At 40.9% G+C, this 26,436-nt stretch carries 19 protein-coding genes, 1 other RNA gene and 4 pseudogenes; 11 read left to right on the top strand and 13 right to left on the bottom strand.

What is annotated here, in order from left to right:
- Positions 1 to 228 precede the first annotated feature (228 nt).
- From P4S61_RS15550 to P4S61_RS15540, 3 genes are all read right to left on the bottom strand, one after another.
- The gene (locus P4S61_RS15550; protein ID WP_337118599.1) at positions 229 to 690 is read right to left on the bottom strand and encodes a hypothetical protein; all 462 of its coding nucleotides are present in this window, start codon (positions 688 to 690) and stop codon (positions 229 to 231) included.
- 265 nt (positions 691 to 955) lie between these two features.
- Positions 956 to 1,657, bottom strand: a complete 702-nt coding sequence (locus tag P4S61_RS15545; protein WP_337118598.1) for a hypothetical protein — start codon at positions 1,655 to 1,657, stop codon at positions 956 to 958.
- A 331-nt stretch (positions 1,658 to 1,988) separates the two neighbouring features.
- A complete protein-coding gene (locus P4S61_RS15540) occupies positions 1,989 to 2,171 on the bottom strand; it encodes a hypothetical protein (RefSeq protein WP_337118596.1) in 183 nt (60 codons plus the stop codon).
- 1,161 nt (positions 2,172 to 3,332) lie between these two features.
- On the opposite strand from P4S61_RS15540, the gene P4S61_RS15535 reads away from it, so the two are divergent.
- The 4 genes from P4S61_RS15535 (at position 3,333) to P4S61_RS15520 (ending at position 5,470) form a co-directional block, all read left to right on the top strand.
- Entirely contained in the window at positions 3,333 to 3,947 is a 615-nt protein-coding gene (locus P4S61_RS15535) for a dual OB domain-containing protein (RefSeq protein ID WP_337118593.1), read from the top strand.
- An 88-nt stretch (positions 3,948 to 4,035) separates the two neighbouring features.
- Positions 4,036 to 4,395 (top strand): DUF488 domain-containing protein, encoded by a 360-nt coding sequence (locus P4S61_RS15530; RefSeq protein WP_337118920.1) that lies wholly within the window; start codon positions 4,036 to 4,038, stop codon positions 4,393 to 4,395.
- The gene (locus tag P4S61_RS15525; RefSeq protein WP_337118592.1) at positions 4,395 to 5,000 is read left to right on the top strand and encodes a DUF4326 domain-containing protein; all 606 of its coding nucleotides are present in this window, start codon (positions 4,395 to 4,397) and stop codon (positions 4,998 to 5,000) included. Before P4S61_RS15530 ends, P4S61_RS15525 begins: the two co-directional genes overlap by 1 nt.
- A gap of 266 nt (positions 5,001 to 5,266) precedes the next feature.
- A complete protein-coding gene (locus P4S61_RS15520; protein WP_182778715.1) occupies positions 5,267 to 5,470 on the top strand; it encodes a hypothetical protein in 204 nt (67 codons plus the stop codon).
- A 188-nt stretch (positions 5,471 to 5,658) separates the two neighbouring features.
- Here the strand turns inward: P4S61_RS15520 and ffs are convergent.
- An RNA gene (gene ffs, locus P4S61_RS15515) (signal recognition particle sRNA small type) lies at positions 5,659 to 5,755 on the bottom strand.
- 140 nt (positions 5,756 to 5,895) lie between these two features.
- Positions 5,896 to 6,771 carry a DUF3014 domain-containing protein gene (locus P4S61_RS15510; protein ID WP_145240520.1) on the bottom strand — a complete coding sequence of 292 codons (876 nt, stop codon included), beginning with the start codon at positions 6,769 to 6,771 and terminating at the stop codon, positions 5,896 to 5,898.
- 184 nt (positions 6,772 to 6,955) lie between these two features.
- On the opposite strand from P4S61_RS15510, the gene P4S61_RS15505 reads away from it, so the two are divergent.
- A complete protein-coding gene (locus P4S61_RS15505; protein ID WP_145240518.1) occupies positions 6,956 to 8,101 on the top strand; it encodes a patatin-like phospholipase family protein in 1,146 nt (381 codons plus the stop codon).
- Positions 8,102 to 8,115: 14 nt separating this feature from the next.
- On the opposite strand, the gene P4S61_RS15500 is transcribed toward P4S61_RS15505, so the two are convergent.
- Entirely contained in the window at positions 8,116 to 10,092 is a 1,977-nt protein-coding gene (locus P4S61_RS15500; protein ID WP_145240516.1) for a monovalent cation:proton antiporter-2 (CPA2) family protein, read from the bottom strand.
- Between the two features lie 149 nt (positions 10,093 to 10,241).
- Between P4S61_RS15500 and P4S61_RS15495 the strand changes: the two genes are divergently transcribed.
- Complete coding sequence (locus P4S61_RS15495) at positions 10,242 to 11,138, top strand: GGDEF domain-containing protein (protein WP_145240514.1); 897 nt, start codon at positions 10,242 to 10,244, stop codon at positions 11,136 to 11,138.
- A gap of 47 nt (positions 11,139 to 11,185) precedes the next feature.
- On the opposite strand, the gene P4S61_RS15490 is transcribed toward P4S61_RS15495, so the two are convergent.
- The 6 genes and pseudogenes from P4S61_RS15490 to lpxB all read right to left on the bottom strand — a co-directional run bounded on the left by P4S61_RS15490 (position 11,186) and on the right by lpxB (position 19,150).
- Positions 11,186 to 11,533 (bottom strand): hypothetical protein, encoded by a 348-nt coding sequence (locus P4S61_RS15490; protein WP_337118591.1) that lies wholly within the window; start codon positions 11,531 to 11,533, stop codon positions 11,186 to 11,188.
- The gene (tilS, locus tag P4S61_RS15485; protein ID WP_337118590.1) at positions 11,530 to 12,837 is read right to left on the bottom strand and encodes a tRNA lysidine(34) synthetase TilS; all 1,308 of its coding nucleotides are present in this window, start codon (positions 12,835 to 12,837) and stop codon (positions 11,530 to 11,532) included. Before tilS ends, P4S61_RS15490 begins: the two co-directional genes overlap by 4 nt.
- 107 nt (positions 12,838 to 12,944) lie before the next feature.
- Positions 12,945 to 13,901 (bottom strand): acetyl-CoA carboxylase carboxyl transferase subunit alpha, encoded by a 957-nt coding sequence (gene accA / locus P4S61_RS15480; protein ID WP_145240508.1) that lies wholly within the window; start codon positions 13,899 to 13,901, stop codon positions 12,945 to 12,947.
- Between the two features lie 16 nt (positions 13,902 to 13,917).
- Positions 13,918 to 17,408: pseudogene (dnaE, locus tag P4S61_RS15475) on the bottom strand (DNA polymerase III subunit alpha).
- Positions 17,408 to 18,004 carry a ribonuclease HII gene (rnhB, locus tag P4S61_RS15470; RefSeq protein WP_145240504.1) on the bottom strand — a complete coding sequence of 199 codons (597 nt, stop codon included), beginning with the start codon at positions 18,002 to 18,004 and terminating at the stop codon, positions 17,408 to 17,410. Before rnhB ends, dnaE begins: the two are co-directional and overlap by 1 nt.
- Positions 17,994 to 19,150 (bottom strand): annotated as a pseudogene (lpxB, locus tag P4S61_RS15465) (lipid-A-disaccharide synthase). Before lpxB ends, rnhB begins: the two are co-directional and overlap by 11 nt.
- Positions 19,151 to 19,528: 378 nt before the next feature.
- Here lpxB and P4S61_RS15460 point away from each other — a divergent pair.
- The 5 genes and pseudogenes from P4S61_RS15460 to cydC all read left to right on the top strand — a co-directional run bounded on the left by P4S61_RS15460 (position 19,529) and on the right by cydC (position 25,931).
- Entirely contained in the window at positions 19,529 to 21,130 is a 1,602-nt protein-coding gene (locus P4S61_RS15460) for a cytochrome ubiquinol oxidase subunit I (RefSeq protein ID WP_182731386.1), read from the top strand.
- Positions 21,127 to 22,266 (top strand): cytochrome d ubiquinol oxidase subunit II, encoded by a 1,140-nt coding sequence (gene cydB, locus P4S61_RS15455; RefSeq protein ID WP_337118589.1) that lies wholly within the window; start codon positions 21,127 to 21,129, stop codon positions 22,264 to 22,266. The genes P4S61_RS15460 and cydB overlap by 4 nt, the downstream gene beginning before the upstream one ends.
- Before the next feature lie 13 nt (positions 22,267 to 22,279).
- Entirely contained in the window at positions 22,280 to 22,432 is a 153-nt protein-coding gene (cydX, locus tag P4S61_RS15450; RefSeq protein WP_064667585.1) for a cytochrome bd-I oxidase subunit CydX, read from the top strand.
- Positions 22,422 to 24,205, top strand: a pseudogene (cydD, locus tag P4S61_RS15445) (thiol reductant ABC exporter subunit CydD). Before cydX ends, cydD begins: the two are co-directional and overlap by 11 nt.
- Complete coding sequence (gene cydC, locus P4S61_RS15440; protein ID WP_182731384.1) at positions 24,198 to 25,931, top strand: thiol reductant ABC exporter subunit CydC; 1,734 nt, start codon at positions 24,198 to 24,200, stop codon at positions 25,929 to 25,931. The pseudogene cydD and the gene cydC overlap by 8 nt, the downstream one beginning before the upstream one ends.
- Here the strand turns inward: cydC and P4S61_RS15435 are convergent.
- Positions 25,928 to 26,310 (bottom strand): annotated as a pseudogene (locus P4S61_RS15435) (septal ring lytic transglycosylase RlpA family protein). The gene cydC and the pseudogene P4S61_RS15435 sit on opposite strands and share 4 nt — an antisense overlap.
- Positions 26,311 to 26,436 lie beyond the last annotated feature (126 nt).

Here is a 26,436-nt window from a genome sequence, read left to right as displayed (position 1 = left end):
TGAAGTGTAACTTGGCATAAAATTGAAGCATATAATGCCATAAAGTTACCAAATACAGGCTTTATGAGGTCAATCCCATAAAAATACTGCCAAGTTTAGTTGGCTGCTATGTGCCATGAGCGGACGGTCAGGAGAATAATGTCTGAAGTCAAAATTTGATCCCTCAGGCCATGGGCAAAATTGGAGCGCAGCGGAAATTTTGTCCCAATGCCTGCGGTTGTTAGGCATTTAAGCTACCACCTTAGTCAAAGTTCTTGGTTCAGATACAATTTTGTTTTCGGCTTTTCCATGAAAAGTAGCCATACCAAGCATGGTAGTACCATCATTTTGTACAGTAAAAACATATGTACCGGTGTCGAATCCGACTCCTTTTACGTCCTCAAACATGAGAGTAATTTGCTTGCCGCAAGTAAAACCGTGATATTTGAAGTGCCTCTCAGATTTTTTGCCATCACGTGTTTTCGTTCGGGTACTTGACCCAGTTATGATGCGACCTTTCTGTTTTAAATGAATCTTACCCGCCTTGATAGTTTTACCATTTCGCTCTTCCGAAATTTCCCATGTTCCAGCGACCCGAATACCCTTGTATAAGCACTTATCTTGAAAGCTAGGCCATATCCATTTTGTGACTGCCGCAATAATTATTGCTGTCACGATACCTGCAAGTATGGCCATAGAAAATTCGATCATATTTGGTATTCCCTCGGGGTAAAGATGCCTAACGAGGCTGTAGATAACTCCAACACCCAAATTCATTTAAAAAACGAGCACCTGAAATCAACGCTAAGCGCATTTAAAGCATTAGGTAATGTATTTTGGAACCCATAAAACAAGCTGTTTTATAAAAAAAGAGTAATTCTACAACCTCAACGCCCCACTAAGAGGCGAGTAATTGTTGGCTAAAATGTGTAGCGAAGCGGAACCGAGCCAACTGTTACGAGTCCTGCTTTAGTAGTTAGTTTGGTGCGTTGTTAACCAAAAAACCAAAGTCTATGCCAAACTCTTTTACACTAGTAATTTCAGTTTTGAATACATCAAAAACTGTAGGCATAATAATACTTGAAAACTCCAATCTAGACATTAAAACATTTTGCACATCTTGATCAGACAATTCTAATAACTCAAAGAATAAATAATCAATAAACTCAGATACAGCTTTTAAAACTTTTAGCGAGCTATCTGCTGACCAAAACAAACCTCGTTTGGGGATTATTAAACCTTTCCATTGATCCCCCGTTAATTCCATTAGTAATGAATATTGCTCGCCAATGTCTTCCATTTGACCAATTTCTGTTTTTATACTGGCAACTTTAGGATGAACAAATTCATTTCGCAGTTTTATCAACTCTACAATTTTTTCTACTTTATTATTGCCTCGATCAAACGTAGCAACATTGTTAAACCTTAGATAAGTTTCGAACTTTGCAAGAACGGTAAGTTTATCTATATCTCCACCTAACTTAGACGAAATATCCAGCGAATTTAGTAAGCAGTTTGCACAGCTTTCTATTACAAGAGCTGAAGAAATAATTGATGATCTAGCGTGCCTATTTTCATAAAAGGAATTTGATTCCTTATCAGCTAACTTATGCTGATATATGGCATCACATACTAAATCATAGAAACCTGGGTATTTGAAATCTGCTGGAATTTTCATTAGCACCTAAAAGCTTTATCAGAGGACACTTTCCCTATTTTAGTGCGAAAACGTACTTATTCTGTGAACTCACATTAATAGCAAATAGTGTAAGTTATTGCCAGATATAAATATTATACTTTATGTAGCTTATATAAACATGTAAAAAGAGGAAAGTTTCTTTTTATCTTTACTGAGTTAATGACGACTCACCTGAATGTCCGATTATCGCTCCTAAGCCGAACTTCGCAATTGTGCCATGAGAGGGCATTAGTAACGCTTTGCTAAGCGACTAAAATTTTTGTGGAAAGTGGGCTCCACCTCAGGTTGGATTGTTATGTGACTTGTAGTTTTAGCCCTGATTGTCCTTTACACACTTATCGAATTGTAAATTCCAAATTTTTTCACTTGTATTTCCTTGTAAGCTTATTGCTTTGCTAATAGATTCTATTTCAAGCTCTTTAACGAGCTTTAAAGTAGCTTTCTCCGCAGCACCTTTAGTTATATTTTGGTGATTTTTAATGGCAATAACCATAGGTGAGAAATCTTTAGAAGTTACTTTATTGAGTTCTTCTATTGATGCTGCAACAGCTATCGATTTTTTAAGGAATGTTAGCTCATTTAAAGGTAATTCAGATAACTTCCGAATAGAATCTATTTGGGCTTGGCACCATTGGTATTCATCAACATCGGCTATTGAACTAAAACTAAAAAAACTGTGATTAATACAAATAAAGGTTTCAATTAACTCCCCCTGATAAAGTCACATAATAATTTATCGAGCACCATTTTGGTAGTTTATAGCACACCAAAATGACGTATATTAAATACTCTGATAATTCACCAATAATTACATTTGTAAACAAGTAATTAAAATGACTATAAATTAAGCATGTTATTTTGCCCCTAAACGGCGTTTAATAATGTTATTGGACAAAATTAGGCTCCTACTCGAAAGAGCGGGGAAAATTTAATTTTTTCAGTGTCCGGTAATCACTCAAAGCTAGCTTCAGCAAAGTGGCAAAAGCGGTCATATTGGACGCTAGAAAAGCTGGTTTGACGATCTTGTTTGCCCCCATTGCGTCTATAGGTCTATGCATCAGGAACTAACCGTTTGTTGAACATTTAAGTAGGTTGTTCCATTTTGGAACATACTGCAAATGTGTACAATTTGCGACCTCAAGATTTGATCCATTTGAGTTTGGGATTTTAAAATAGTCGAATTCGACCAGTTTGATTATTAGATCGCAATATAATCCGACTGACAACTGATCGCTCTTTGCCGAAGTTCGGCTCAGTGCCATTTGCAGTCATTCATGATCAACTCGTTTCTGCCCCAAGATGAGTTAACGTAATTGCTCTTAAAACCAGCTTTGAGCGAAGCAGGCATTCAAAGTGTTAATGTATAAATAATCATTTCTCGTTAAAATTTTCATAAAATTTAAGCTACTAATTTCCATGCTATTTTTTATGCTTGTTCTCGTAATGTAATTCTATCCATTCTCGAATAAGTAAATTCTCGGTTATAGAGTAGCCTAAACAATTGTAATTCCTTTTGGTTATGTGTAAGTTATTAATAATTAGATTATTAATAACTGTATTTTATATTTCTGGAAATTGATACATTGAGTGTTAACGGGAATTCTCGGTAATACACTGTTAAGCGCCTATCAAGTATTGTGCATAAGGATTGAGCATGAGTAATCACCAAATAATAATTTTTGCAAATTCAGTGAAGCATCACCAACACTGTGTAGCAGGTAAAACGTTAGATGGTAAATATTGGGTCAGGCCTGTTTCTAATAGAGAAGGTGGTGAATTAGACCACGAACAAGCAAAATGCAGAAACCCACATGGCTTATTCAATGTAAAGCCACTGCAAAAAGTTACAATTGGTCTTGCAGAACATGTCTCTCTAATAAATCAACCAGAAAACTATTTAATCGATGATAGCGAGTGGCGACAAAACTATCGATTGGATGAAAGTGAAATTGTCAATTATCTCGAAAGCCCAAATGATATTTGGGGAGCAGGTGACAGGGTTGATTTTTCATTAATTAAATCTGGGGTTACAAAGATTGAGCAATCTTTGTATTTGGTAAAAGTTTGCAATTTGAAACTTTTCGTTAATCAATACAACAAGCGTAGAGCTTCGTTTTCATATAATAATATTGCATATGAGTTGGCGGTGACAGATCCTCTTTTTGACCAAATTATTGCAAATAATACCGAATGCAAAGGTATACTTTGTGTTAGTTTAGGTGAGGCATTTGAAGGCTGTTGTTACAAATTGGTAGCTACAATTTTCTAAGGTGAAGTTATGGATATATTTACAATAGGTTTTACAAAAAAATGCAGAGACATTTTTTAACTTTTTACAATCATCGAAAGTAAAAACACTGATCGATGTAAGGCTAAACAATGTCTCACAGCTAGCTGGTTTTGCAAAAAGAGATGACCTTAAATATTTCTTGAAAGAACTTTGCAATGCTGAGTATGTGCACTCACCAGAGTTGGCACCAACAAAAGACATTCTAAATGCTTACAAGAAAGGTGATATGCCTTGGAATGTATATGAAGATAAATTTTTAAACTTAATGGGACAGAGAAATATTGAGAAATCAATAAAACCCGTACTACTTGATCACGGTTGCCTATTGTGTAGTGAGCATGAACCGCACCTTTGTCACAGACGACTTGTTGTTGAATACCTTAATCAACATTCAGATTTAGACTTAAAAGTTAAGCATTTGTACTAATGGCTAGTATTCTAATCCTGTATCCTAAACAATTTCATTGTTATTCCAAATTCGCGAGAAAAGTTAGGAAAATAACTTCTACTCTTGAAAATGTCTCATTTATCTGCCCATACGACCATAATGCTTTTGTAGAAAAGCTTTGCAATGAAGACTGTGAAAAGAGCTTTAATGCGGATTTGGTTGACTGGAATATTAACGAAATAACTCACGCTATCGTTTTTGACGATGGAGAGGAATTTGTTGAAGAAACAGCCCAATTAAAAGCGTGTGGTAAGCCATTTAGGCTTATTCAAATAACTATAACAAGAGTTATAAATATCAAAATAGAGACTGAATTCCAAGCACAGAAAAGCACACCAACTTACGAGTATATCGGGCGGGGATCATATTGGGGTAATCCCTACTCTATGTATGAGGAAGGTGATGATCGTGACGAAGTTATAAGAAAATACAAATATGATTTTGATTATGAGAAGTTCCCGAATAAAGAGAAATCGGAAGTATTCAAATTAGCTGGTAAACGGTTGGGTTGTTTCTGTAAGCCGCAATCCTGTCATGGTGATATTCTTGCAGATTTTCTAAATGCATGGGATGACGGGCAGTAGGCGCTTAACAAGCGCCTCAACAAGGACGAAAAAAGCTTTGCTTGCGCTCCTTCGTCGCTAATTATAGCCAAACCTTTTGCGCCTGTTAGGCAGTCGTTAGCCATAGAAATATGAACCTTAAACTCACATTTAGCACGAAAATCCTAACTAGGATCTGTCCAAAAATGAGTTTACATGACCGTCTGCTTCTCGCTCTAACCCGACTATCAGCTGGATAGCAGGAGTGCGATTATTAAATATAACTTTTATTTGGCTTTAAGGTATGTATGCCTAGCGATATTCAACCTAGTGCTAATCATAAATTTGTAGAGATGCTCAGCAATGGAAAAGTTAATTTAAGCTCAAGCCCTTTAGATGAAATTGAATTAATTCATCGTGGTTTAGGTATTAACAATGTTGAGAAGTTTAGGCTTGAGTTACGTTGGGATATTCAAGAGGATTCAACTAAACAGGTAGATTTATTTTTTTGACTAGCAAATTTATGGAGGTTTTTTACACGGGAGTGTTTGAGTTTTCTTCTGTACATGTGAGTCAACCATCTAACCATTTGGTTAAATACTAGACTATGCCACCTTATACTTCCAATTTATGCCATCTTTTAGTACAAATATGTCAACTTATACTTCAAACAACACCAAATGAGGAATTTGGGTGGCAGTCTTACCAGCCACATCTCGGCACACACGTCACAAACTGTGGCTGCTCCCTTCCGGGCCTGACCAGGTTCGCCTGCTAGTGTTGCGAGAGGACCAATAAGACTACCATTGAGGGCCTTGGTTGGCGCGGGAGAGATTATCTCTACTTTTGCTGTGTTATTCAAGGGGAAACACAAAAAGAAAGTGCGATTGCATGTTAAACATACAATCGCACTGTTTTTTAAACGATTTAAGTAAGATTATTGATTATCTAACTCTTTTTTTACGTTACGTAGTACAGCTTTTATTTTTTTCATGTTTTCAGGGCCCATGCGTAGCAGTTGTTTTTGTGCCGCCGGTAGGCGTTCCCATTCTGAGTAAGCATATTGATAAGTTACTGAATCACGTAACAGTGGCATATCCCCTTTTGGCTCTGGGGTATCTAGCAGCAATTCTATGGCGTCAGTAAGTGTTTGATTAAACGCATCACCTTGATAGCCAATTTCTGTATACGCATCATTGATAAGTGGTTTGTACTCATCGTATAAACGTACGATTTGTGCTGCACTCATGCTAGTAAAGATTTTTACATAAGGGGTATAACGCTCATAGCTGTTTGGATCAATGGTAAGAATATCACCCTCTACTACACTAAAGCCTTCTTCTAACTTAATAACAGGAGTGTGTTTTTGGGCAATTTTACCTTTGGCAAGATTATCTATAAATACCACACCGCGACGAATAACATCGTCGTTTATAACCAAACTCATAGCTGCATCACCTAAGTATTCGTCTAACTTAGCAACAACGACAGGATCGCTTTCATCAAGAGTAGGTAGTGGTTCTACTTGCGGCTCAGGCTCTACTGGGCGTGGTGTTGGCACGGCTAAATCAGCAGGCTTTTCAGGATTAACAGATGGGGCATTAACAACCGGATCGTTCTCTGGTTTTAGCTCCATCATGGGGCGCTCTGCTACGGGTTGCTCAACTTCGGTTGCTGTTTGTGACTCATCACTTGAGTTTAATAACACAAACGCTGCAGCAATAATGATAATAATTAAAATGATGCCTGCAAATAAAAGGTTATTATTCGGTGGACGTTTTTGAACATCTGACGCTGATGGTTGATCTGACATACGAACTCCATAAATATTAAAATGCGATAACAGTAAGAGTACCCTAAATGGATTTAATTCATAGCCTACACTAATAATTATTAACGTAGCTAAGGTATCCTTTGATTCTTCTAGCTTAAAGACTTACAGTTAATAAATAAAGTAAAGACGCTTAACCGCTTAATTGCAACGACGAAACTCAACTATGAAAATCAAGCAAATCGATAAAAACAAACCTAAAGTTGCTCTGTTACTGACCGGTGGTGGTGCACGTGCCGCTTACCAAGTTGGGGTTCTTAAAGCGCTCGCGCAAAGTATGCCGCGTACCGCCCCGCTGCCATTTACTATTATTAATGGTACATCTGCCGGAGCGATCAATTCAGCTGCGCTAGCAAGCTATGCTTCATGCACCCATTTGGCGGTACGTAAACTGGAATCTGTTTGGAAAAACTTTTCTACGTCAATGGTATATAAAAGTGATTTTATCAGCGTGTTTGGCCATTTAATGCGTAACATGCTGACTAGTTTTCAATCTGAACATATTAATCATCCACCAGCGAGCTTGTTGAATAATCAGCCTTTACGTAATTTACTTAATGAAATTTTAGATTTAACTCGCATTGAGCGTAATTTACACCGAAATTATTTAGATGCGCTGTCAATCACCGCATCAAGCTATACCACGGGTGATTCTGTGGCGTTTTTTCAATCTAATACACAGTCACCTTGGCGGCGCGCTAAACGCGAAGGCCAAGCGGCACGTATTAACGTTGAACATTTAATGGCGTCCAGTGCAATTCCTATGGTGTTTCCGAGCGTAAATGTATACAACCACTACTTTGGTGATGGCTCTATTCACCAATTATCGCCACTGAGTCCATGTGTCCATTTAGGCGCTGAAAAAATATTTATTATTGGTGTTGATCAGCCCAAAGAAGCTCATCCGCCAGGTTATCTACCTCACTTCCCAGGGTTATCCTCGATTGCGGGCCATTTGCTCGACAGTGTGTTTACCGACACCTTACAGTCAGATCTTGAGCGCCTTGAACGAATTAACCGAACTTTAGGTTTGTTACCTGGGCGTGATAAACACCAAGAATTAAAGCAAATACAAAGTTTTGTGATCAATCCATCAGAAAACTTTAATGCCATTGCTGCAAACTATTACAGTGATATGCCTTTAGCCATTAAAATATTACTGCGCATGATCGGGGTTAAAAAACGTTCTCAATCGAGTTTAACCAGTTACTTATTGTTTGAAAAACGCTATACCCAGCATTTGATTGAAATTGGTTATAAAGATGGTTTAGAGAAACTGCCACAGATACGCGAATTTTTAGAGCTCGATTAACAGTTAACTATTCACTAATCCGTACCATCGAGTAAATAGCACTCTACCCGCTCTACTCGTCGGGGTTTACCTTGTAGTACAAGAATATCTCCGGCGAGTAAAACAGTGTGCAGCGATGGACTATCAATTTCACGGTCTTTGCGTCGTAATGCTCGCACTGATACTTTACGTTTTTCGAGATTTAATTCATTAATATTTTTAGCAACCGCAAAGGCGTTTTCTGGCAGTGCCATAACGTGTAAATACTCAAGCCGCTCGGCGTTGTTTTCTTCACTATCAAATTGATCTCCAGCAAAAAAACCATGTAAAAATTGGTAACGGTTACGCCGCTCTTTGCTAACCCGCCTAACAATACGCGACATCGGCACGCCCGACATAGACAACACGTGCGACACTAACATTAAGCTCGCTTCCAGTGTTTCTGGCACCACCTCAGTCACGCCAAGCTCTTTGAGTGCTTCGAGATGACTATCATCGCGCATGCGTACCAGTATTTTCACGTCAGGAGCTATTTGCTTTATCGCATCGATCACGATTTGCGCATGTTCAAAATCGGTGAAAGTAATGATCACTAGTCGAGCTCGTTCGACTCCTGCTGATTTTAAAATATCTTTTTGTTTTACATGACCAAAAATAACGGGCTCTCCAGCTGCTTTGGCCTCTTGAACTAGTATTGGGTTACTTTCAACAGCAACGTACTCTATTGCTTCTGGCTTTAAAAACCGCGCAATAGTTTGCCCAACCCGAGAGAACCCACAGATCACTACATGGTTTTGATACAAGGTGCTACTGTTAGGCTGTTGCTGCCACTCACCGTTGGGATTTTTTAATACCCCAAGTTGTTTTAATAACCAAGGCGTCGATTCTATTAAATAAGGCGTTAAGCCCATCGACATGACTGCAATAGCAATTAAAAATGAGGCGTGATCTAAAGCTAATAATTGGTGTTTAGTAGCAAGCGCAATTAATACAAAACCAAACTCGCCCATTTGCCATAGCATGATGCCTGCTGCAATTGCATCTTGTTTTCGCTCGCCCATCAGTTGCGCTAAAAAAGTAATAACACCAATTTTTAATACTAGCATTAGCGCTAATGCAGCCACTATCCAATACCATACGCCAAACACATATAAAATATCGAGCTGCATACCGACAGTGACAAAAAATAGGCCCATTAAAATATCGCGAAATGGTCGAATATCAGCTTCTAATTGATGTCGGTACTGGCTTTCGCCGAGCATCATTCCTGCTAAAAATGCGCCCAGCGCCATCGATAAGCCAAATAAATACGTTAAGCCTGCGGCAAATAAGGCAACCACTAAGGTGGTCAAAACAAACAATTCATCGGTGCGCATTAATGCAACTTCGCTAAAGACTTTTGGCAATACCCACTTGCCTATCATCCATAACAATAAACATACAAATGCGCCTTTAGTTAAAGCGAAAGTCAGGGCCCAGGCAATGCCTTCAGTATCACTGCTTTGGGCCAGTAAAGGTAAAGTAATCAGTAACGGCACCACCGCAATATCTTGAAATAATAACATTCCGATAGCGAGCTGCCCTCGCCGCTGTTTAAGTTCGCCGGTTTCTTTAAGTAATTTAACCACCACCGCTGTTGATGACAGCGCCATTAATGTCGCAATAGTGAAACTGCTCAACAAAGACAAATCCATCAACAATAAAATCAGCATAAACACAATACTTGTGACAATTACTTGCAACGTGCCCAAGCCAAATACAATATTGCGCATTGCCATTAAGCGGCCAACAGAAAACTCCAGCCCTAAACTAAATAATAAAAATACAATACCAAGCTCAGCTACAAAATGTATTTCATGACTTTGCGCCATCCAGCCAATGCCATGACTACCCGCTAATAAGCCAGTAGCAAGGTAGGCGAGGATCGGCGGTAAGCCAATGCGCTTAAATAACCATACCAGCACCACAGCAGCCAGTAATAAGCCAAATATTTGAGCCAATACACTTTGCAAATAAACCTCCTATTTATACTGTTGCCATACCGTCAAAATTTTAGCTACTTAAGAGTTAACTATAGCAACTATCTGTTTTTCAGCCAGTTTGGAATAGTGGCACAAAAATCGCTTAGAAAAGTAATAACAAACTCCTAGGGGAGAAAACCATGGAAAATGTCCATATTTTGACGCAGCGCATCTCGGCACGTGGCGAGTTTCTGCCGTTTTCGGCAGAGCATTACCGTAATAATGAACCTGCTGCTATTCATAGTTTGCTCGAAAAACTGCAAACAACGTTAAATATAGAAGAGCTATTAACTATTTATGCTGAGCATGCAAAACAAATCATAAATTTTTCAGGCTTGCAGTTTCAGTCGTCTCTTGGAGTGGCACAAATCCCTAATAGTGATAATAGTAAACCGCCATATTCATTTAATTTAGACATAAATAATGAACATTTAGGGCAGCTTATCTATTTTTGCCAATACCCGCTTTCGGGAAGTATCAAGCAAAAGTTAGTTGGCTTACACAGCGTATTGGTTTATCCATTACGTAATGCATTAATGTATAGCCGCGTGCTAAAGCTAGCTACTAAAGACACTTTAACAGGACTTAATAATCGTAGTCAGTTTGATGCTATTTTGGCTCAGAAATTAGAGCGTTTTCGCCGCCATCATCGTCCATTTAGTCTAATGTTGTTAGATTTAGATAACTTTAAACAAGTTAATGATAGCTACGGTCATAAAATTGGCGATGACGTATTACAAGAGTTTGCCAACGTTTTATGCAGTAGTATTCGCGGGACTGATTCTGTATTTCGTTTTGGTGGTGATGAGTTTGCAGTATTAATCGATGATCCTGAATTTACCACAAATAAAGTGATTGCTCAGCGAGTAATGCAGTTAGTGACTCAGTCAAGTTTAATGAAACAATATGAAGTCACCACCAGCATTGGATTTACTTTGGCAAACAGCAAAGATTGTGAGAATGAGATTTTTGCCCGCGCCGATAAAGGTTTATACAAGGCCAAAGCATCAGGGCGTAACTGCGCTAAAGCGTATTAATTAAAGGTAAGCCTAGTTCCCCCACTAGGCTTTCTTTTATAATTATACTAATTATCTGACTTGGCTAATAACTTATAACCTAATAGTGCTAAGCAAAAACCAAAAAAGAAACCACTAATTAGGTATAACAAAGCAGCCATGCTGGTTAGTGGTACAACAATGACCATTAATAATGGAATACTCACCCCAACAATAAAAAATAGTCCACCTTTACCTAACCAGTACGCAATTAAAATAATTGCACACACCAAACCACCTAAAACCGAATACGCTAACGTTAATAGCTCAAGCTCAAATATTACCGTGGCAATGCCCGCTATAACGGCTGTAACTATTAGCCCTAACGGTGCTTTATTGACTAGTGATAAACCAACGTGTGGCTGTGACGTTGTCATGTTTTTATCTCCCAAAATATACCTTTTTCATCGGCGTGTTCTGCACTTATAAAATGCCCTACGACATAAACTAATTGCTCATTATAAAAAATAAGTGGCACATTAGCACGTAACCATGGCGCTACTTTTGCATCTTTAAACCAATGTTTAATGCTGTTGTGACCCGGTTTTTTAAGCGGTTTAATACGCGCCTGTGGACAATTAAACTGGACAGAAACGTGTTCATCAAGCAATGGTTTTCTAACTCCTATACCTGATAATTGTATTAGGGTACGACCATCTGAAAGTAACTGATTTTGAGCAGTTAGTGATTGGCTGTCAGGAACGGTTGTTTCACGTACAAAATATAAAAATTTTTGATGCCGGCGAACTTGCCCTTCGGTTAACTGAATAAGTAGCTGCGCATCAGCTTTTGCTGTTAAACCTTGTGTAAGTATTTGCTGAGTTTGTTGTTGTGATGGCATAAGCGTCGTAAATTGTCCAAGCCAACAACGCAAAACATTTGCTTGGCGCGCAGCGCTAAAATTTGCTAGCTGTAAACAACTTAACCCTTGCTGGGTGTTTTGGCATTGCCTTAAATCTAACTGAGTGTATTCATCAAGTACATCTTGCTGCTGTTGAAGAAGGTTAACACTACGCGCTGCGCTTTTCTCAAAGCCGGTAAATCGTTCACTTAATAGAGGCACTATTTGCTGACGAATAAAGTTGCGATCAAAGCGCTCATCCGTATTTGAATCATCGGTAATATGATCAAGCTTAAACTCGGTAGCAAATTGTTCAATACTGTGTCGTGTGGTGTTCAGCAGTGGCCTTAAACATTCTCGCCCAGAACTCAAGGTGCGAGTTTGCCGCATCGATGCTAAGCCTTGTAATCCTGAGCCCCGTTTTAGTCTCAATAAGAACGTTTCTAGTTGATCATTTAAGTGCTGCCCTAGCAAAATAATACTGCCGCTTGGGCTATGCTGATCAAGTGCCTGATACCGAGCATCGCGGGCGAGCTCTTCTAGACTCGTGCGTGATTTATTGGTGATTTTTACCTGAGCCGAGTAAAAAGGAACTTTTACTATTGCACATAGTTTTTCGCAAAAATGCTGCCAATCGTCGCCATACTGACTTAAACCATGATTAACATAAACTGCGCTTAATTGCAGTTGCGGTATTTCAGCTTTTAGCGCATTCATTATATGCAGTAATACCACCGAATCCACACCACCAGAGAGCGCTACCGTAAATGCGGTTTTGTGCTCATCGGTATAAGGCGTAATGGCATTTTTTACTTGTTGGTATAACGATGTTGTTTGCATGAGTAACCATCAACTTAAATTTAGTAGTGCTCCAAGCTCCAAAGCATTCTAAAACAAAAAAGCCGCAATAGCGGCTTTTTTTCATCAATTTGGTTGTTTTGTTTATCTTAACAATAGCCAAACGACATTAAACGTTTATAGCGTTGATCAAGCATCTCATCCAGTGACAGAGCTTGTAAATCAGCTAAATCGCGCTTAAGTTGATTTTTCAGGTTACGCGCCATACCTTCGTAGTTACGGTGTGCGCCACCTAATGGCTCTTCAACTAAGCTGTTGATCAAATCAAGCTCTTTAACACGCTCAGCGGTTACACCCATCGCTTCTGCAGCAAGAGGGGCTTTATCAGCGCTCTTCCACAAAATTGATGCACAACCTTCTGGTGAAATCACCGAGTAAGTACTGTACTGCAACATGTTAACGCGATCACCTACACCAATGGCTAGAGCGCCACCTGAGCCACCTTCACCAATAACCGTACAAATTGTTGGCACTTTTAATGCTGCCATCACTTTAAGGTTACGTGCGATTGCTTCAGATTGGCCTCGCTCTTCAGCGCCAACACCAGGGTATGCACCTGGGGTGTCGATAAAGGTCATAATTGGCATTTTAAAACGCTCTGCCATTTCCATTAAGCGTAATGCTTTACGGTAACCTTCAGGCTTTGGCATACCAAAGTTGCGTTTAATTTTTTCAGCTGTGTCACGGCCTTTTTGTTGGCCAATAACCATCACTGGTTGACCTTCAAAGCGTGCAACACCGCCTAAAATTGCCGGATCATTCGCAAAAGTACGATCGCCAGCAAACTCGTCAAATTCCGTGAAAATACGCTCGATATAATCTCGAGTATAAGGACGCAACGGATGACGGGCTAACTGAGAAACCTGCCAAGCACCTAATTTAGAGAATATTTCCTCTTTCATTTTAGCGCTTTTCTCTTTTAATCGACTGACTTCCTCTTCTAACTCAAGGTCTAAATCGCCAGCGCGGCTTATATTTTGTAACTCTTCAATTTTTGCTTCTAACTCTGCGATTGGAAGCTCAAAATCAAGATAATTGAGGCTCATGCTCTAAACTACCTAATTAGTTAAATTCTAGTTCTACATCTTGCGCCGCCATTAACGATAACTTATGAATTAAGTCATCGCTAGGCGTAACACACCATTCTGTCCCGAGGGTTAACTGTGCCAACGCATCTGGACGCTGATAGTAAACCTTAATCGGACAAGTACCAAACTTATAAGGTTCGAGTACTTTTTGTAATTTATCGAAGAAGTTGGCTTCGATTTGCACCATATTTAGCGTCATTTTAATCGCTTTAATACGTTTTTCGCGCGCTTGCGCGATGGTGCATATGTCTCTGGCGGTCATTGTAATACCACCGGAGAAGTTATCAAAGCTGACCTGTCCAGATATTACCAAGATATTGTTGATTTGCAGCATATCTTGGTACATTTCAAACTGTTCTGGGAATAAGCGTACATCAATACGGGCACTCTTGTCATCTAAAGTTACAAGCCCCCAACGATTTCCTTTTTATTTACTAGTGTACGTGCAGCTATAACAAGGCCTGCAGCGGTTGATTGCACATCACGATTAGTTGGCTGTAAATCCACTAATTTACCACTGGTGTAATATTTCAGCTCTTTACGATACTGATTTATTGGGTGCCCGGTTAAATATAAGCCTAAGGTTTCTTTTTCCCCATCAAGCCATTGGTTATCAGTCAGTGGCGTGGCTTTTATAAATGCTTGCTCGACTTCATCCGGCTCTGTCGCTAATAAACCAAATAAATCAGTTTGCCCTAACGACTCTGCTTTATGATGCTGATCAGCCGCTTTCATGGCGTCTTTTAAGCTTGCCAATAACGTAGCACGCGCTGGTTGCGTTTTCTCGGGACCGAGTTGATCAAGCGCACCGGCGTAAATAAGTTTTTCGGTTACGCGTTTATTGATACGTTTTAAATCTACCCGCGCACAAAAATCGAATAGGTCTTTAAATGGCCCACCGTTACTTCGCGCTTCTAAAATTGCATCTACAGGCGCTTCACCCACGCCTTTGATAGCACCAATACCATAAACAATTTCACCATTGAGGTTTACTGTAAACTTATAGGCACCGGCATTTACATCAGGCGGTAATAAAGTGAGTTTCATATTCTCACATTCATCAACCAAGGTGACGATTTTTTCAGTGTTATCCATATCAGCCGACATCACCGCCGCCATAAATTCAGCAGGATAATGGGTTTTCATCCACAGCGTTTGGTACGATACTAACGCATAGGCTGCGGAGTGCGATTTATTGAAACCGTAGCCTGCGAACTTCTCTACCAAGTCGAAGATTTTAATCGCCAGTTCGCCGTCAATGCCGTTATTTCGCGCACCATCTTCAAATGTTGAACGCTGTTTTGCCATCTCTTCTGGCTTTTTCTTACCCATTGCACGACGTAACATATCGGCGCCACCTAGGGTGTAACCAGCCAGTACCTGAGCAATTTGCATTACTTGTTCTTGATACAAGATAATGCCGTAAGTCGGCTCCAAAATAGGCTTTAAGCTTTCGTGTTGATATTGTGCATCTGGATAAGAAATTTCTTCGCGACCAAGTTTTCGGTCGATAAAGTTATCTACCATGCCTGACTGCAATGGCCCAGGACGAAACAAGGCTACCAAGGCGATCATATCTTCAAAGCAATCGGGCTTTAAGCGCCTTACTAAGTCTTTCATACCACGGGATTCAAGTTGGAATACCGCGGTAGTTTCTGCTCTTAATAGCAGCTCTATACTCTTTTTATCATTCAGTGGAATGGTGTTGATATCTATTGACTCTTTGCCCTCTCGGGTTAAGCGCTCATTAGTCATATCAACTGCCCATTGCAAAATGGTCAGGGTTCGTAGACCTAAGAAGTCAAACTTTACTAATCCGGCTGTCTCTACGTCATTTTTATCAAACTGAGTAACCGGAAACTTACCTTCATCGTCACAATACAGGGCGGCAAAATCAGTAATTGTAGTCGGTGAAATAACCACACCACCGGCATGTTTACCAGCGTTACGTGTACAGCCTTCAAGGATGCGACACATATCGATTAAGTCTTTTACTTCTGTATCGCCATCGTAAGCTTCTTGCAGGCGCGGCTCAACATCAAACGCTTTTGCCAACGTCATGCCAGGATCGCCTGGGATCAGTTTTGATATACGGTCAACAAATCCGTACGGGTGGCCAAGTACTCGGCCAACATCGCGTATTACCGCTTTTGCTGCCATAGTACCAAAAGTAATGATCTGTGATACCGCGTCTCGTCCATATAGAGCCGATACGTGATCGATTACTTCATCGCGTCTATCCATACAGAAATCGACGTCGAAATCCGGCATTGATACACGTTCAGGGTTCAAGAAGCGCTCGAAAAGTAAATCAAATTCAAGCGGATCAAGATCGGTAATTTTCAGCGCGTACGCCACTAACGAACCCGCACCTGAACCACGCCCTGGCCCAACTGGAATATTGTTATCTTTACTCCACTGGATGAACTCCATTACGATCAAGAAGTAACCAGGGAAACCCATTTGGTTAATTACATCGAGCTCGATTTGTAAACGCTCGTCGTATTCAACACGTTTTTCTGCTCGGTCAGCTTCATCAGGGAATAAAAACTGTAGGCGCTCTTCAAGACCGTCTCGGGATACTTTCACCAAGAAGTCTTCAATTTTTAATGAGCCGGTTGGGTAATCTGGTAAGAAATACGTACCAAGCTGCACCGTCACATTACAGCGTTTGGCGATTTCCACACTGTTTTGCAGCGCTTCTGGGATATCACTAAACAGCTCAGCCATTTGTGCTGGGGTTTTTAAGTACTGCTCTTCAGAGAAGCGCTTTGGTCGGCGTTTATCATCAAGCGTATAGCCGTCAAATATTGCTACGCGTATTTCGTGGGCCTCGAAGTTTTCAGGCTTCAAAAATACCACTTCGTTGGTAGCCACAACTGGCAATTGCTCAACGGTTGCAAGCTCAACCGCTAAGTGTAAATAGTCTTCTTCTTGTGTACGCTTAGTACGTATCAACTCAATATAGTAGTTATCACTAAAATGCTGTTTATAAAAACTAACCACCGACTCAACTGTGGCTGGGTTGCCTTTTAATAGCGCTTTACCTAAATCGCCATCTTTGGCACCAGAGAGTAAAATAAGCCCTTCTTTGTGCTCAACTAACCAATCTCGTTCAATAACAGGGCGATGAAATAAATGCCCACGTTGATACGCTTTAGAGATTAAAAGGGTAAGATTTTTATAACCGACATTATCTTTAGCTAAAATAACTAACCGACAAGGCCCTTCTGGAAACTCTGGGCTGTGTAACCAAAAATCAGCACCAACAATTGGTTTAATACCCGCATTATGAGCGGTGTCATAAAAGCGCACTAAACCACATAAGTTCATTTGGTCGGTAATGGCCAATGCCGGTAATTGTAATTCCTGCGCTTTGGCGACAATCGGTTTAGTTTTCGCTAAACCATCGACCATTGAAAAGTCTGAATGTACCCGTAAATGCACAAAATCTGGAGCTGCCATTACTTCTCCTGCATCGCCAGTACACGTTGTACTGGTTTAAAGCTTTTACGATGTTCACTAATGGCGCCGTACTGCTCAAGAGCAGCAAAATGTGCCTTGGTTGGGTAGCCTTTATGACCTGCAAAACCATATTCTGGATAGCGTTTATCAAGCTCAATCATTTCATCATCACGGGCAACTTTAGCAATAATGGATGCTGCTGAGATCTCTGCCACTAGACTGTCGCCTTTTATTACGGCTTGTGCCGGCATACTGAGCGCAGGTAGGCGATTGCCATCGACAAATACAAACTCAGGGGTGGTACTTAAGCCTTCAACCGCACGAGTCATTGCCAGCATAGTGGCATGGAGAATATTTAACTCGTCGATTTCTGTGGGGCTACATCGGCCAATGGACCAACACAGCGCTTTTTCTTTGATCTCAATTGCCAGTGCTTGGCGTTTTTTATCGGTTAACTTTTTTGAATCCGCAAGACCAGCTATCGGTTTAGCTGGATCGAGGATCACCGCAGCGGTCACTACATCGCCAACTAATGGCCCACGGCCGACTTCGTCAACGCCAGCGATAAAGCTGAGGTTAGGTCGTTCAATTTGCATCTATAATCTCCGCAACAGCAGTGGCTGCTTGCTCACTAGCATTTAAGCGTATTTGCTGGTGAATGGCTAAAAAACGCGCTTTTAACTCGCGATTATCACTATTTAGCATTGGTTCAAGGGCGTTCGTTAGGTTTTCAACGCTGCAATCATGCTGCATAAATTCAGGCACTAGCTCTTCGTCAGCTAATAAGTTTGGTAACGAAAAGTATTTAATATTAAAAGTGAATAAACTTTTAAAAATCCAATAACTTAGGGCTTTTATTTTATAGCCAACCACCATAGGTTTTTTATAAAGCATCCCTTCCAGGGTCGCGGTACCTGATGCAATTAAAATCACATCTGCCGCTTGCATTGCAAGGTTCGATTGCCCATCCAACAACTGAATATTTAGTTGTGGCGCTGTAGCTGCCAAAATAGCACTAAATTGTGCTTTGCGTTGCTCATTTACTAATGGCACCACTATTTTTAAATCAGGATTTTTAGCTTGTAGCCCGCCGCTGTTTTAAGGTAAGTTTCACTAAGCAACCCTACTTCTGAGCCTCGACTACCTGGCAATAATGCCAGTACTTTATCATCAAGGCTTAAACCCAATTGTTGACGCGCTGCGCTGTCGTCATGCTCAAGGGCAATATCATCAGCCAGTGTATGGCCAACAAAAGTACATGGCACATTATGTTTATCATAAAATGCTTTTTCAAACGGTAATAAAGCCAGCACCATATTGGTTGCAGCGCTGATTTTGTGGATACGTTTTTCTCGCCATGCCCACACTGATGGACTTACATATTGAATCGTTTTAATCCCAGCATCTTTTAACGGCTTTTCAACCCGTAAATTAAAGTCAGGTGCATCAATACCTATATAAACGTCTGGCGGGTTATCAATAAAGTGTTGGACTAGTTGCTTGCGAATTTTTAATAACCGCGGTAATCGGCCTAGCACTTCCACTAAGCCCATTACAGCTAACTCTTCCATATCAAATAAGCTACTACAGCCTTGCGCCTGCATTTTCGGCCCTGCAATACCTTCAAAAATGGCATCAGGGTAGCGCTGTTTCAATGCTTTAATTAGGCCTTCACCTAAAATATCACCAGAGAGCTCTCCAACTACAATCGCTATACGTAGTGGCTGTTTATCTTTATTCATGGCTGTTTTTTATTCACAAGTCAACAAGACGGTCATAGGCAGTAGTCTAGCTTGTTTTACTGCGCGATTAAATGACACACCCTGAATAAATTAGAGAAACCTTCAGCAACGTACCTTTACTGATACAATCAGAACTATTTGCCTGTTTTTCAAACATATATTGGTAAATAGTTAAGCTCTGTGTTTCACTAACTAAAGCCGATTAAAAAGCGTCGCATTAATCATAATGGGGTAATATTTATCCATGTTGTGATTGACAATAATTAACCAAAAGAGAATAATGCATAAAGTTTCAATAATTACTGAAACTTAATTAACTAACTTTTGCTTACTTTATTTGTTTTGTGACTCGCCCGCACATACAAGGAGCTATAAAAAATGATAGATGAAACCTTTGTGGATCTATCGCGATTACAGTTTGCTGTCACCGCCCTGTTTCACTTTTTATTTGTACCACTGACTCTAGGTATGACCTGGATTTTAGTGATCATGGAGTCGGTTTATGTAATGACCGGCCGAGAAATCTACCGTGATATGACCAAGTTTTGGGGTAAACTATTTGGCATTAACTTCGCCATTGGTGTAGCCACAGGCCTTACCATGGAGTTTGAATTTGGTACTAACTGGTCTTATTACTCTCATTATGTGGGCGATGTATTTGGCGCTCCCCTTGCAATAGAAGGGCTAATGGCATTCTTTTTAGAATCGACCTTTGTAGGTATGTTCTTTTTAGGCTGGGAGCGGCTCAGTAAACGCCAGCATTTAGGTGCAACCTTTTTAATGGCTATTGGTACTAATATGTCTGCGCTGTGGATATTAGTCGCTAATGGTTGGATGCAAAACCCTGTCGGTGCTGAATTTAACTATCAAACTATGCGCATGGAAATGACGAGTTTTGCCGAGCTTGTGTTTAACCCTGTCGCACAAGTTAAGTTTATTCATACTGTGTCTGCGGGCTATGTTGCCGCATCCATGTTCGTATTGGGGATCAGTAGTTGGTATATCCTTAAGGGCCGTGATCTCGCTTTTGCAAAACGCTCTTTTTCAGTCGCTAGCGGCTTTGGTTTAGCCTCAGTATTGTGTGTTATTTTACTTGGCGATGAATCAGGCTATGAAGTCGGTGAAGTACAAAAAGTAAAACTGGCAACCATTGAAGCTGAATGGCACACCGAGGAAGCACCCGCTGCGTTTACGTTAGTGGGGATCCCTGATTCTGATAAACAGGTGACCCATGCCGCCGTTAAAATCCCGTATGCGCTTGGCTTAATAGCGACCCGCTCGTTAGATGAGCAAGTTACCGGCATTAATGATTTAGAAAAACAACACGAAGTGCGTATTCGTAACGGTATGATCGCTTATAAATACCTTGAAAAACTGCGCAGTGGTGATGACTCAGCTGAGAATATTGCTAAGTTTGACACCCTCAAAGCTGATTTAGGCTACGGCTTATTGTTAAAGCGTTATACACCAAATGTAGTGGATGCAACTGAAGCACAAATTCAGCAAGCCGTTAAAGATTCGTTCCCTCAAGTAGGCCCGATGTTTTGGTCATTTAGGATCATGGTTGGCTGTGGTGTGATTATGCTGGGCGTATTTGTATTGTCTTTTTATTACAATGCACATCGTGTGATTGAACAAAAACGTTGGTTATTGTGGGCTGCGGTGTGGAGTATCCCTCTACCTTGGATAGCAATTGAATTTGGCTGGATAGTTGCCGAGTATGGCCGTCAGCCGTGGGCAATCTCTGAAATACTGCCAACCTTTTTAGCGACCTCGTCACTGACTGTCAATGATATTTTAATAAGCTTAACCGGCTTTATCGTCTTCTACACCGGCCTTGCTATTGTCGAAGGCTGGCTGATGCTGCGATTTGTAAAAATAGGACCAAGTTCATTGCACACTGGTAAATATCACTTTGAACATTTAGATGACCATACTAATGGCGACCAAATAACTGACGAGCAAGGAGCAAAATCATGATTTTCGATTATGAAACGTTAAAGTTACTTTGGTGGGTTATCATCGGCGTATTGTTAATTGGTTTTGCAATCACCGATGGTATGGACATGGGCGTGGCTATGCTTATCAAGTTAGTTGGTAAAACCGACAGTGAACGCCGTGTGGTGATCAATACGATAGGTCCACACTGGGATGGTAACCAAGTATGGTTTATCACCGCAGGTGGTGCCTTATTTGCAGCGTGGCCGATGGTTTATGCGGCTGCATTTTCGGGCTTTTACTTTGCTATGATGTTGGTATTGTTTGCCTTATTTTTTAGACCTTTGGGTTTTGACTATCGCAGCAAAATTGACTCTCCACGCTGGCGTAACAATTGGGATTGGGGCTTATTTGCTGGCAGTGCCATTCCTGCTCTGGTATTTGGCGTGGCCTTTGGCAATCTGTTTTTAGGTGTGCCATTTAGTATTGATGAATACCTTAGAACCAGCTACCAAGGATCTTTCTTTGCATTATTAAATCCATTTGCCTTATTAGCCGGCTTGATCAGCGTAACTATGTTACTTGCCCATGGCGGTATGTGGTTACAGCTGCGTACAGACAGTGATGTTGCTCGTCGCTCAGCGCAATATGGTCGTTATGCACTGTTAGCATTCATCGTGTTATTTGCTGTTGCAGGTATTTGGATTGCTAATCTTGATGGTTACCAAATAATCTCGATGGGTGATACGCAAGGCTTTGCAAACCCACTAGATAAAACAGTAACCACCTCTGCAGGTGCTTGGTTAAACAATTATCAACAACTGCCTTTAACTATGCTGTTCCCTGCGGTCGCTTTTTTAATGGCTGCATTAGCGTGGATATGTTCAAAAATTAATAGACCGGGCCTGGCATTAATAGCAACAAGCTTAATGCTTGGCGGTGTGATCATGACGGCTGGAATGTCCTTATTCCCATTTATTATGCCATCAAGTAATCACCCTGATATTAGTTTAACAATATGGGATGCGGTTTCTAGCCATAGAACATTGAATGTAATGTTTATTGCAGTAAGTATTTTTGTGCCACTTATTTTACTTTACACCACATGGTGTTATGTGAAAATGTGGCGCAAAGTAACCGTAGAAGAAATTGAAAATAACAGCCATGGCAGTTACTAAGGAGATTTGATCTATGTGGTATTTTGCTTGGATACTCGGTGTTTTATTAGCCTGTACGTTAGGTGTGATCAACGTTATGTGGTACGAATTTGGCCAGAACAAAGACAGTATCGCTGACGACGAACAAGAATTACACGATAGGCTTAATCGCCAAAATGACGACTAACCCCCGACCAAATCGCGCGCAGCAAACTACGCTACGCGCGTTTTTAAAAACGCATTCCAATCACGCTGGCAGTCTTTTAAAAATCAGTATTGCGCTAGGAACATTTAACGCATTATTGATGATTGCCAGTGCTTATTTAGTGGCACGATCAATTCATTTAGTGATGTTTGAACACGCCAATTTAGCCACTATTACCCCTTTACTTTGGCCATTAGCAGCATTGATTTTAGGGCGCGGAATATTGCTTGGATTTTCGCAGCGCATAAGTGCCCAAGCCGCACTTAAAATTAAAACTGCAATGCGCCATGCTTTACTCGAGAAACTCACCTTACTTGGGCCAAGTTATATTGAACAACAAGGTCATGGCGCGACTTTAAACACCCTACACAATGGTGTTGAAGCACTGCACGATTATTATGCTAATTATTTACCGAGCGTGGCTTACAGTGCGCTTATTCCTTTGGCTATCCTGATGGTGATTTTTCCTACCGATTGGAAAGCTGGGTTGATTTTTTTATTCACCGCCCCCTAATTCCGTTTTTTATGATTTTGGTTGGCCACAAAGCAGAACAACTGAATCAACAACGTTGGCAACAACTAGCTGTGTTGGGTAATTACTTTTTTGACCGCTTACAAGGCTTAACCCAACTAAAGTTATTTAATGCGACTACGCGCGAACTAAAACAAATTGCCAAAATTTCCGATGACTTTCGCCATGCGACTTTAAACGTATTAAAAATCGCATTTTTATCATCTTTCGCACTCGAGTTTTTAGCGACCATTAGTGTCGCGTTAGTAGCGGTGATAATCGGTTTTCGGTTGTTTTTTGGTACCTTAGATTTTTCGACCGGCTTTGTTGTACTGTTACTTGCCCTGGAGTTTTATTTACCGCTGCGCCAACTCGGCAGCCATTACCATGCCCGATTAGAAGGGATTAGTGCCGCCGCTGATATGCTAAAAATATTGAATGAGCCACTCCCTGCTAAGGCTCTTGAGAACATACAACCAAATACTCAAAATAGCTTAAACTTACCAAGTATCGAACAACTAAATATTGATAATTTAAATTTTCATTACCCACAAAGTAATGAAGGCGTTAACAATATAAACCTAACATTTGCAGGCACAGGCCTGTATGCCATCGTTGGTCAAAGTGGTGCTGGTAAAAGCACCTTACTCGATTGTTTATTAGGGTTTCATCCTCAGGTGATCGGTGCTGTTACGGTAAATCAACAACAATTAGCCGCATCACACATTAAGCAATGGCAGCAACATATTGCCTGGATCCCACAACAACCTACTTTATTGTTTAACAGTATCAAAGCTAACTTACTATTGGCCAAACCGGATGCCACACTCACGCAGCTAGAAACTGCAGCAGAGCAAGCTGGTGCACTTGAGTTTATCAATCAATTACCAGAGGGCTTTGACACTCAAATTGGTGAACAAGGCGAAGGACTCTCAGGCGGGCAAAAGCAGCGGATCGCTTTAGCTCGGGCATTTTTAAAACAAGCGCCAATTTTGATCCTTGATGAGCCAACCGCACACCTCGATAGCCAAACTGAGCAACAGGTGCAAGCGGCTATCAATCATTATGCACAGCAACATCTCGTTGTGGTGATAGCCCATCGCTTAAATACCATTGCACAAGCTAAACAAGTTATTGTAATGAAAGATGGTGCTGTTATTGAACAAGGTAGCTTTAAAACCCTCATCGATAACCAAGGCGCGCTGTTTGATTTAGTGCATGCAAGGAGTAAACAGCATGACTAATTTTTTACGTTTATTAAAACTGTGTAGACCGCACCTAGGTGCAATGCTGTTAGGGGCATTTTTAGCAACCTTAACAGTACTGGCAAACGTTGGCTTATTGGCTATTTCTGGTTGGTTTTTAGCCGCCATGGCTGCGGCTGGCTTGGCCGGCACGCAAATGAATTACTTCACACCAGCCGGCACAATTAGATTTTTGGCAATCGTAAGAACCGCCTCTCGTTACGGCGAGCGATTGGTAACCCACAACGCCACATTTTTATTATTAAGTGAAATTCGTGTCAGTGTTTTTAACACGCTAAGCCAGCTAAGCAATGTTGATTTAGCCATGAGCCGCAGCGCCGATCTATTTAACCGCATGCAAAATGACGTTGAAGCGCTCGATAAATTTTACTTAAACGTATTATTACCAATGATTGTTGCGCTAATCAGCGTGCCAATTGTGGTTGCAATTATGGCAGCCTACAACAGTAATGTAGCGCTACTATGCTTTACTGCACTCTTAATAGTAGGCGTTGCCCTGCCGATCATACTGAGTAAACAACTTCAGCAAACTGCCGACCTCGAAACTCACTATTCGGCGACTTTACGTGCTGAATTATCAGATACCCTAAGTGGCTTACGAGAGCTGGCTATCTATCAAGCCACCGAGCAACAAATTGAGCAATGTCGGGCAGCCAGTGAACGCTATAATCGGCAACTATTTGTTCGCCATAGCGCCGAAGCACATAGTAATGGCGTATCACTATTAATAGTACAACTGAGTATGCTCGGTGCCATTATGATAATTGCACCGCTAGTTTACAGCGGAGCTATGGCCAATGTTGAACTGGCAATGCTTAGTTTATTTGTGCTTGCTAGTTTTGAAACGGTGCTAACGCTGCCAAATGCGTTTATTCAATTGCCCGTAGCGCTAAGCGCTGCAAAGCGTATTTTTGATTTAGAAGATAAACTGCGCCCTGAAACTACAAGCGTTCAGGAGTCGTTATCAGTGCAACCTTTAGGGCTTGAATTTAAAGATCTTAGTTATTGTTACCACAGTGATACTTTTGCGCTTAACAACTTAAGTTTTGCGATTGAGCCACTGCAAAAAGTCGCGATTGTGGGGCAAAGCGGCAGTGGGAAAAGTACGCTGGTTAATTTACTCAGTGGTTTATGGCCACAGCAAAATGGTGAGATAAATCTAACTTCAGCAGACAAAACCATAGCAATTAACACGATCAGTCAACAAAATCGCTGCGAACTGATTAACATAGTCGCACAACAACATCATATTTTTGATGGCACCATTGCTGAAAACTTACGCTATGCGGCGCCCTCAGCAACTAAACAACAAATGCGCACAGCCTGTCAACAAGCACAGTTAGGTGATTGGCTTAGCGAGTTAAAACTAGGATTAGACACCCGCTTAGGCACAGGTGGCAGAAGTTTGTCGCGTGGGCAATCGCGGCGTTTAGCGTTAGCGCAAGCCTTACTCAGAGCACCGGCTATTTTAGTGCTTGATGAGCCAACCGAAGGCCTCGACAATCAATCGAAGCATCAAGTTATGGATGCGATATTAACCAGCATGCAGCACTGTACTGTGATCAGCATAACTCACGACCCTGCCTTACTTGCCAATATGGATAACGTAATTTGGTTAGAGCAAGGGCAAATAAAAGCGATTGCAACGCATCAGCAACTATTAGCAGAGCAACCTGAGTACGTGAACTTGATCACACGCTTTTAATCAATTACTTCAACGGTTACGTTAATAACGCCCGAGCTTGGCTCTGCGAGTTGCTCAAACGCATGCTTTGTTAAATCGATGATACGGCCGCGAATAAAAGGACCGCGATCATTCACTCGAACGACCACTGAACGGTTATTTGCTGTGTTTGTGACTTTAACTTTGCTGTTAAAAGGAGCTGTTTGTGCGCCGCAGTCATGGCTTGTTGGTCAAACTTTTCACCACTAGCGGTCAGCCGACCATGGTATTTATCGGCATAAAAGCTAGCATTTCCCTGCTCACGAATACCTGTGCTTGTTGCAGAATAGTTTGTCGGCGAGCTACTACAGCCAGCTAAAATAGCCAGTGCTAAGCTAATTAAAAGTGCTTTAATCAAAATTCAACGCTCCCTTAGAATGCATAAAGGTAGCAGGTATCAACTGAGCTGCAACTGAATTAAAGTAAATACAAAACAGTGAATACAAAAAAGCCACCAAGTTAACTTAATAACTGGTGGCTTTTATAC

Source organism: Pseudoalteromonas sp. B160 (genome assembly GCF_037162485.1).
Lineage (GTDB): Bacteria > Pseudomonadota > Gammaproteobacteria > Enterobacterales > Alteromonadaceae > Pseudoalteromonas > Pseudoalteromonas rhizosphaerae.
The sequence above is the reverse complement of the archived record's forward strand: the minus strand, read 5'-3'. Positions and strand labels throughout refer to the sequence as shown.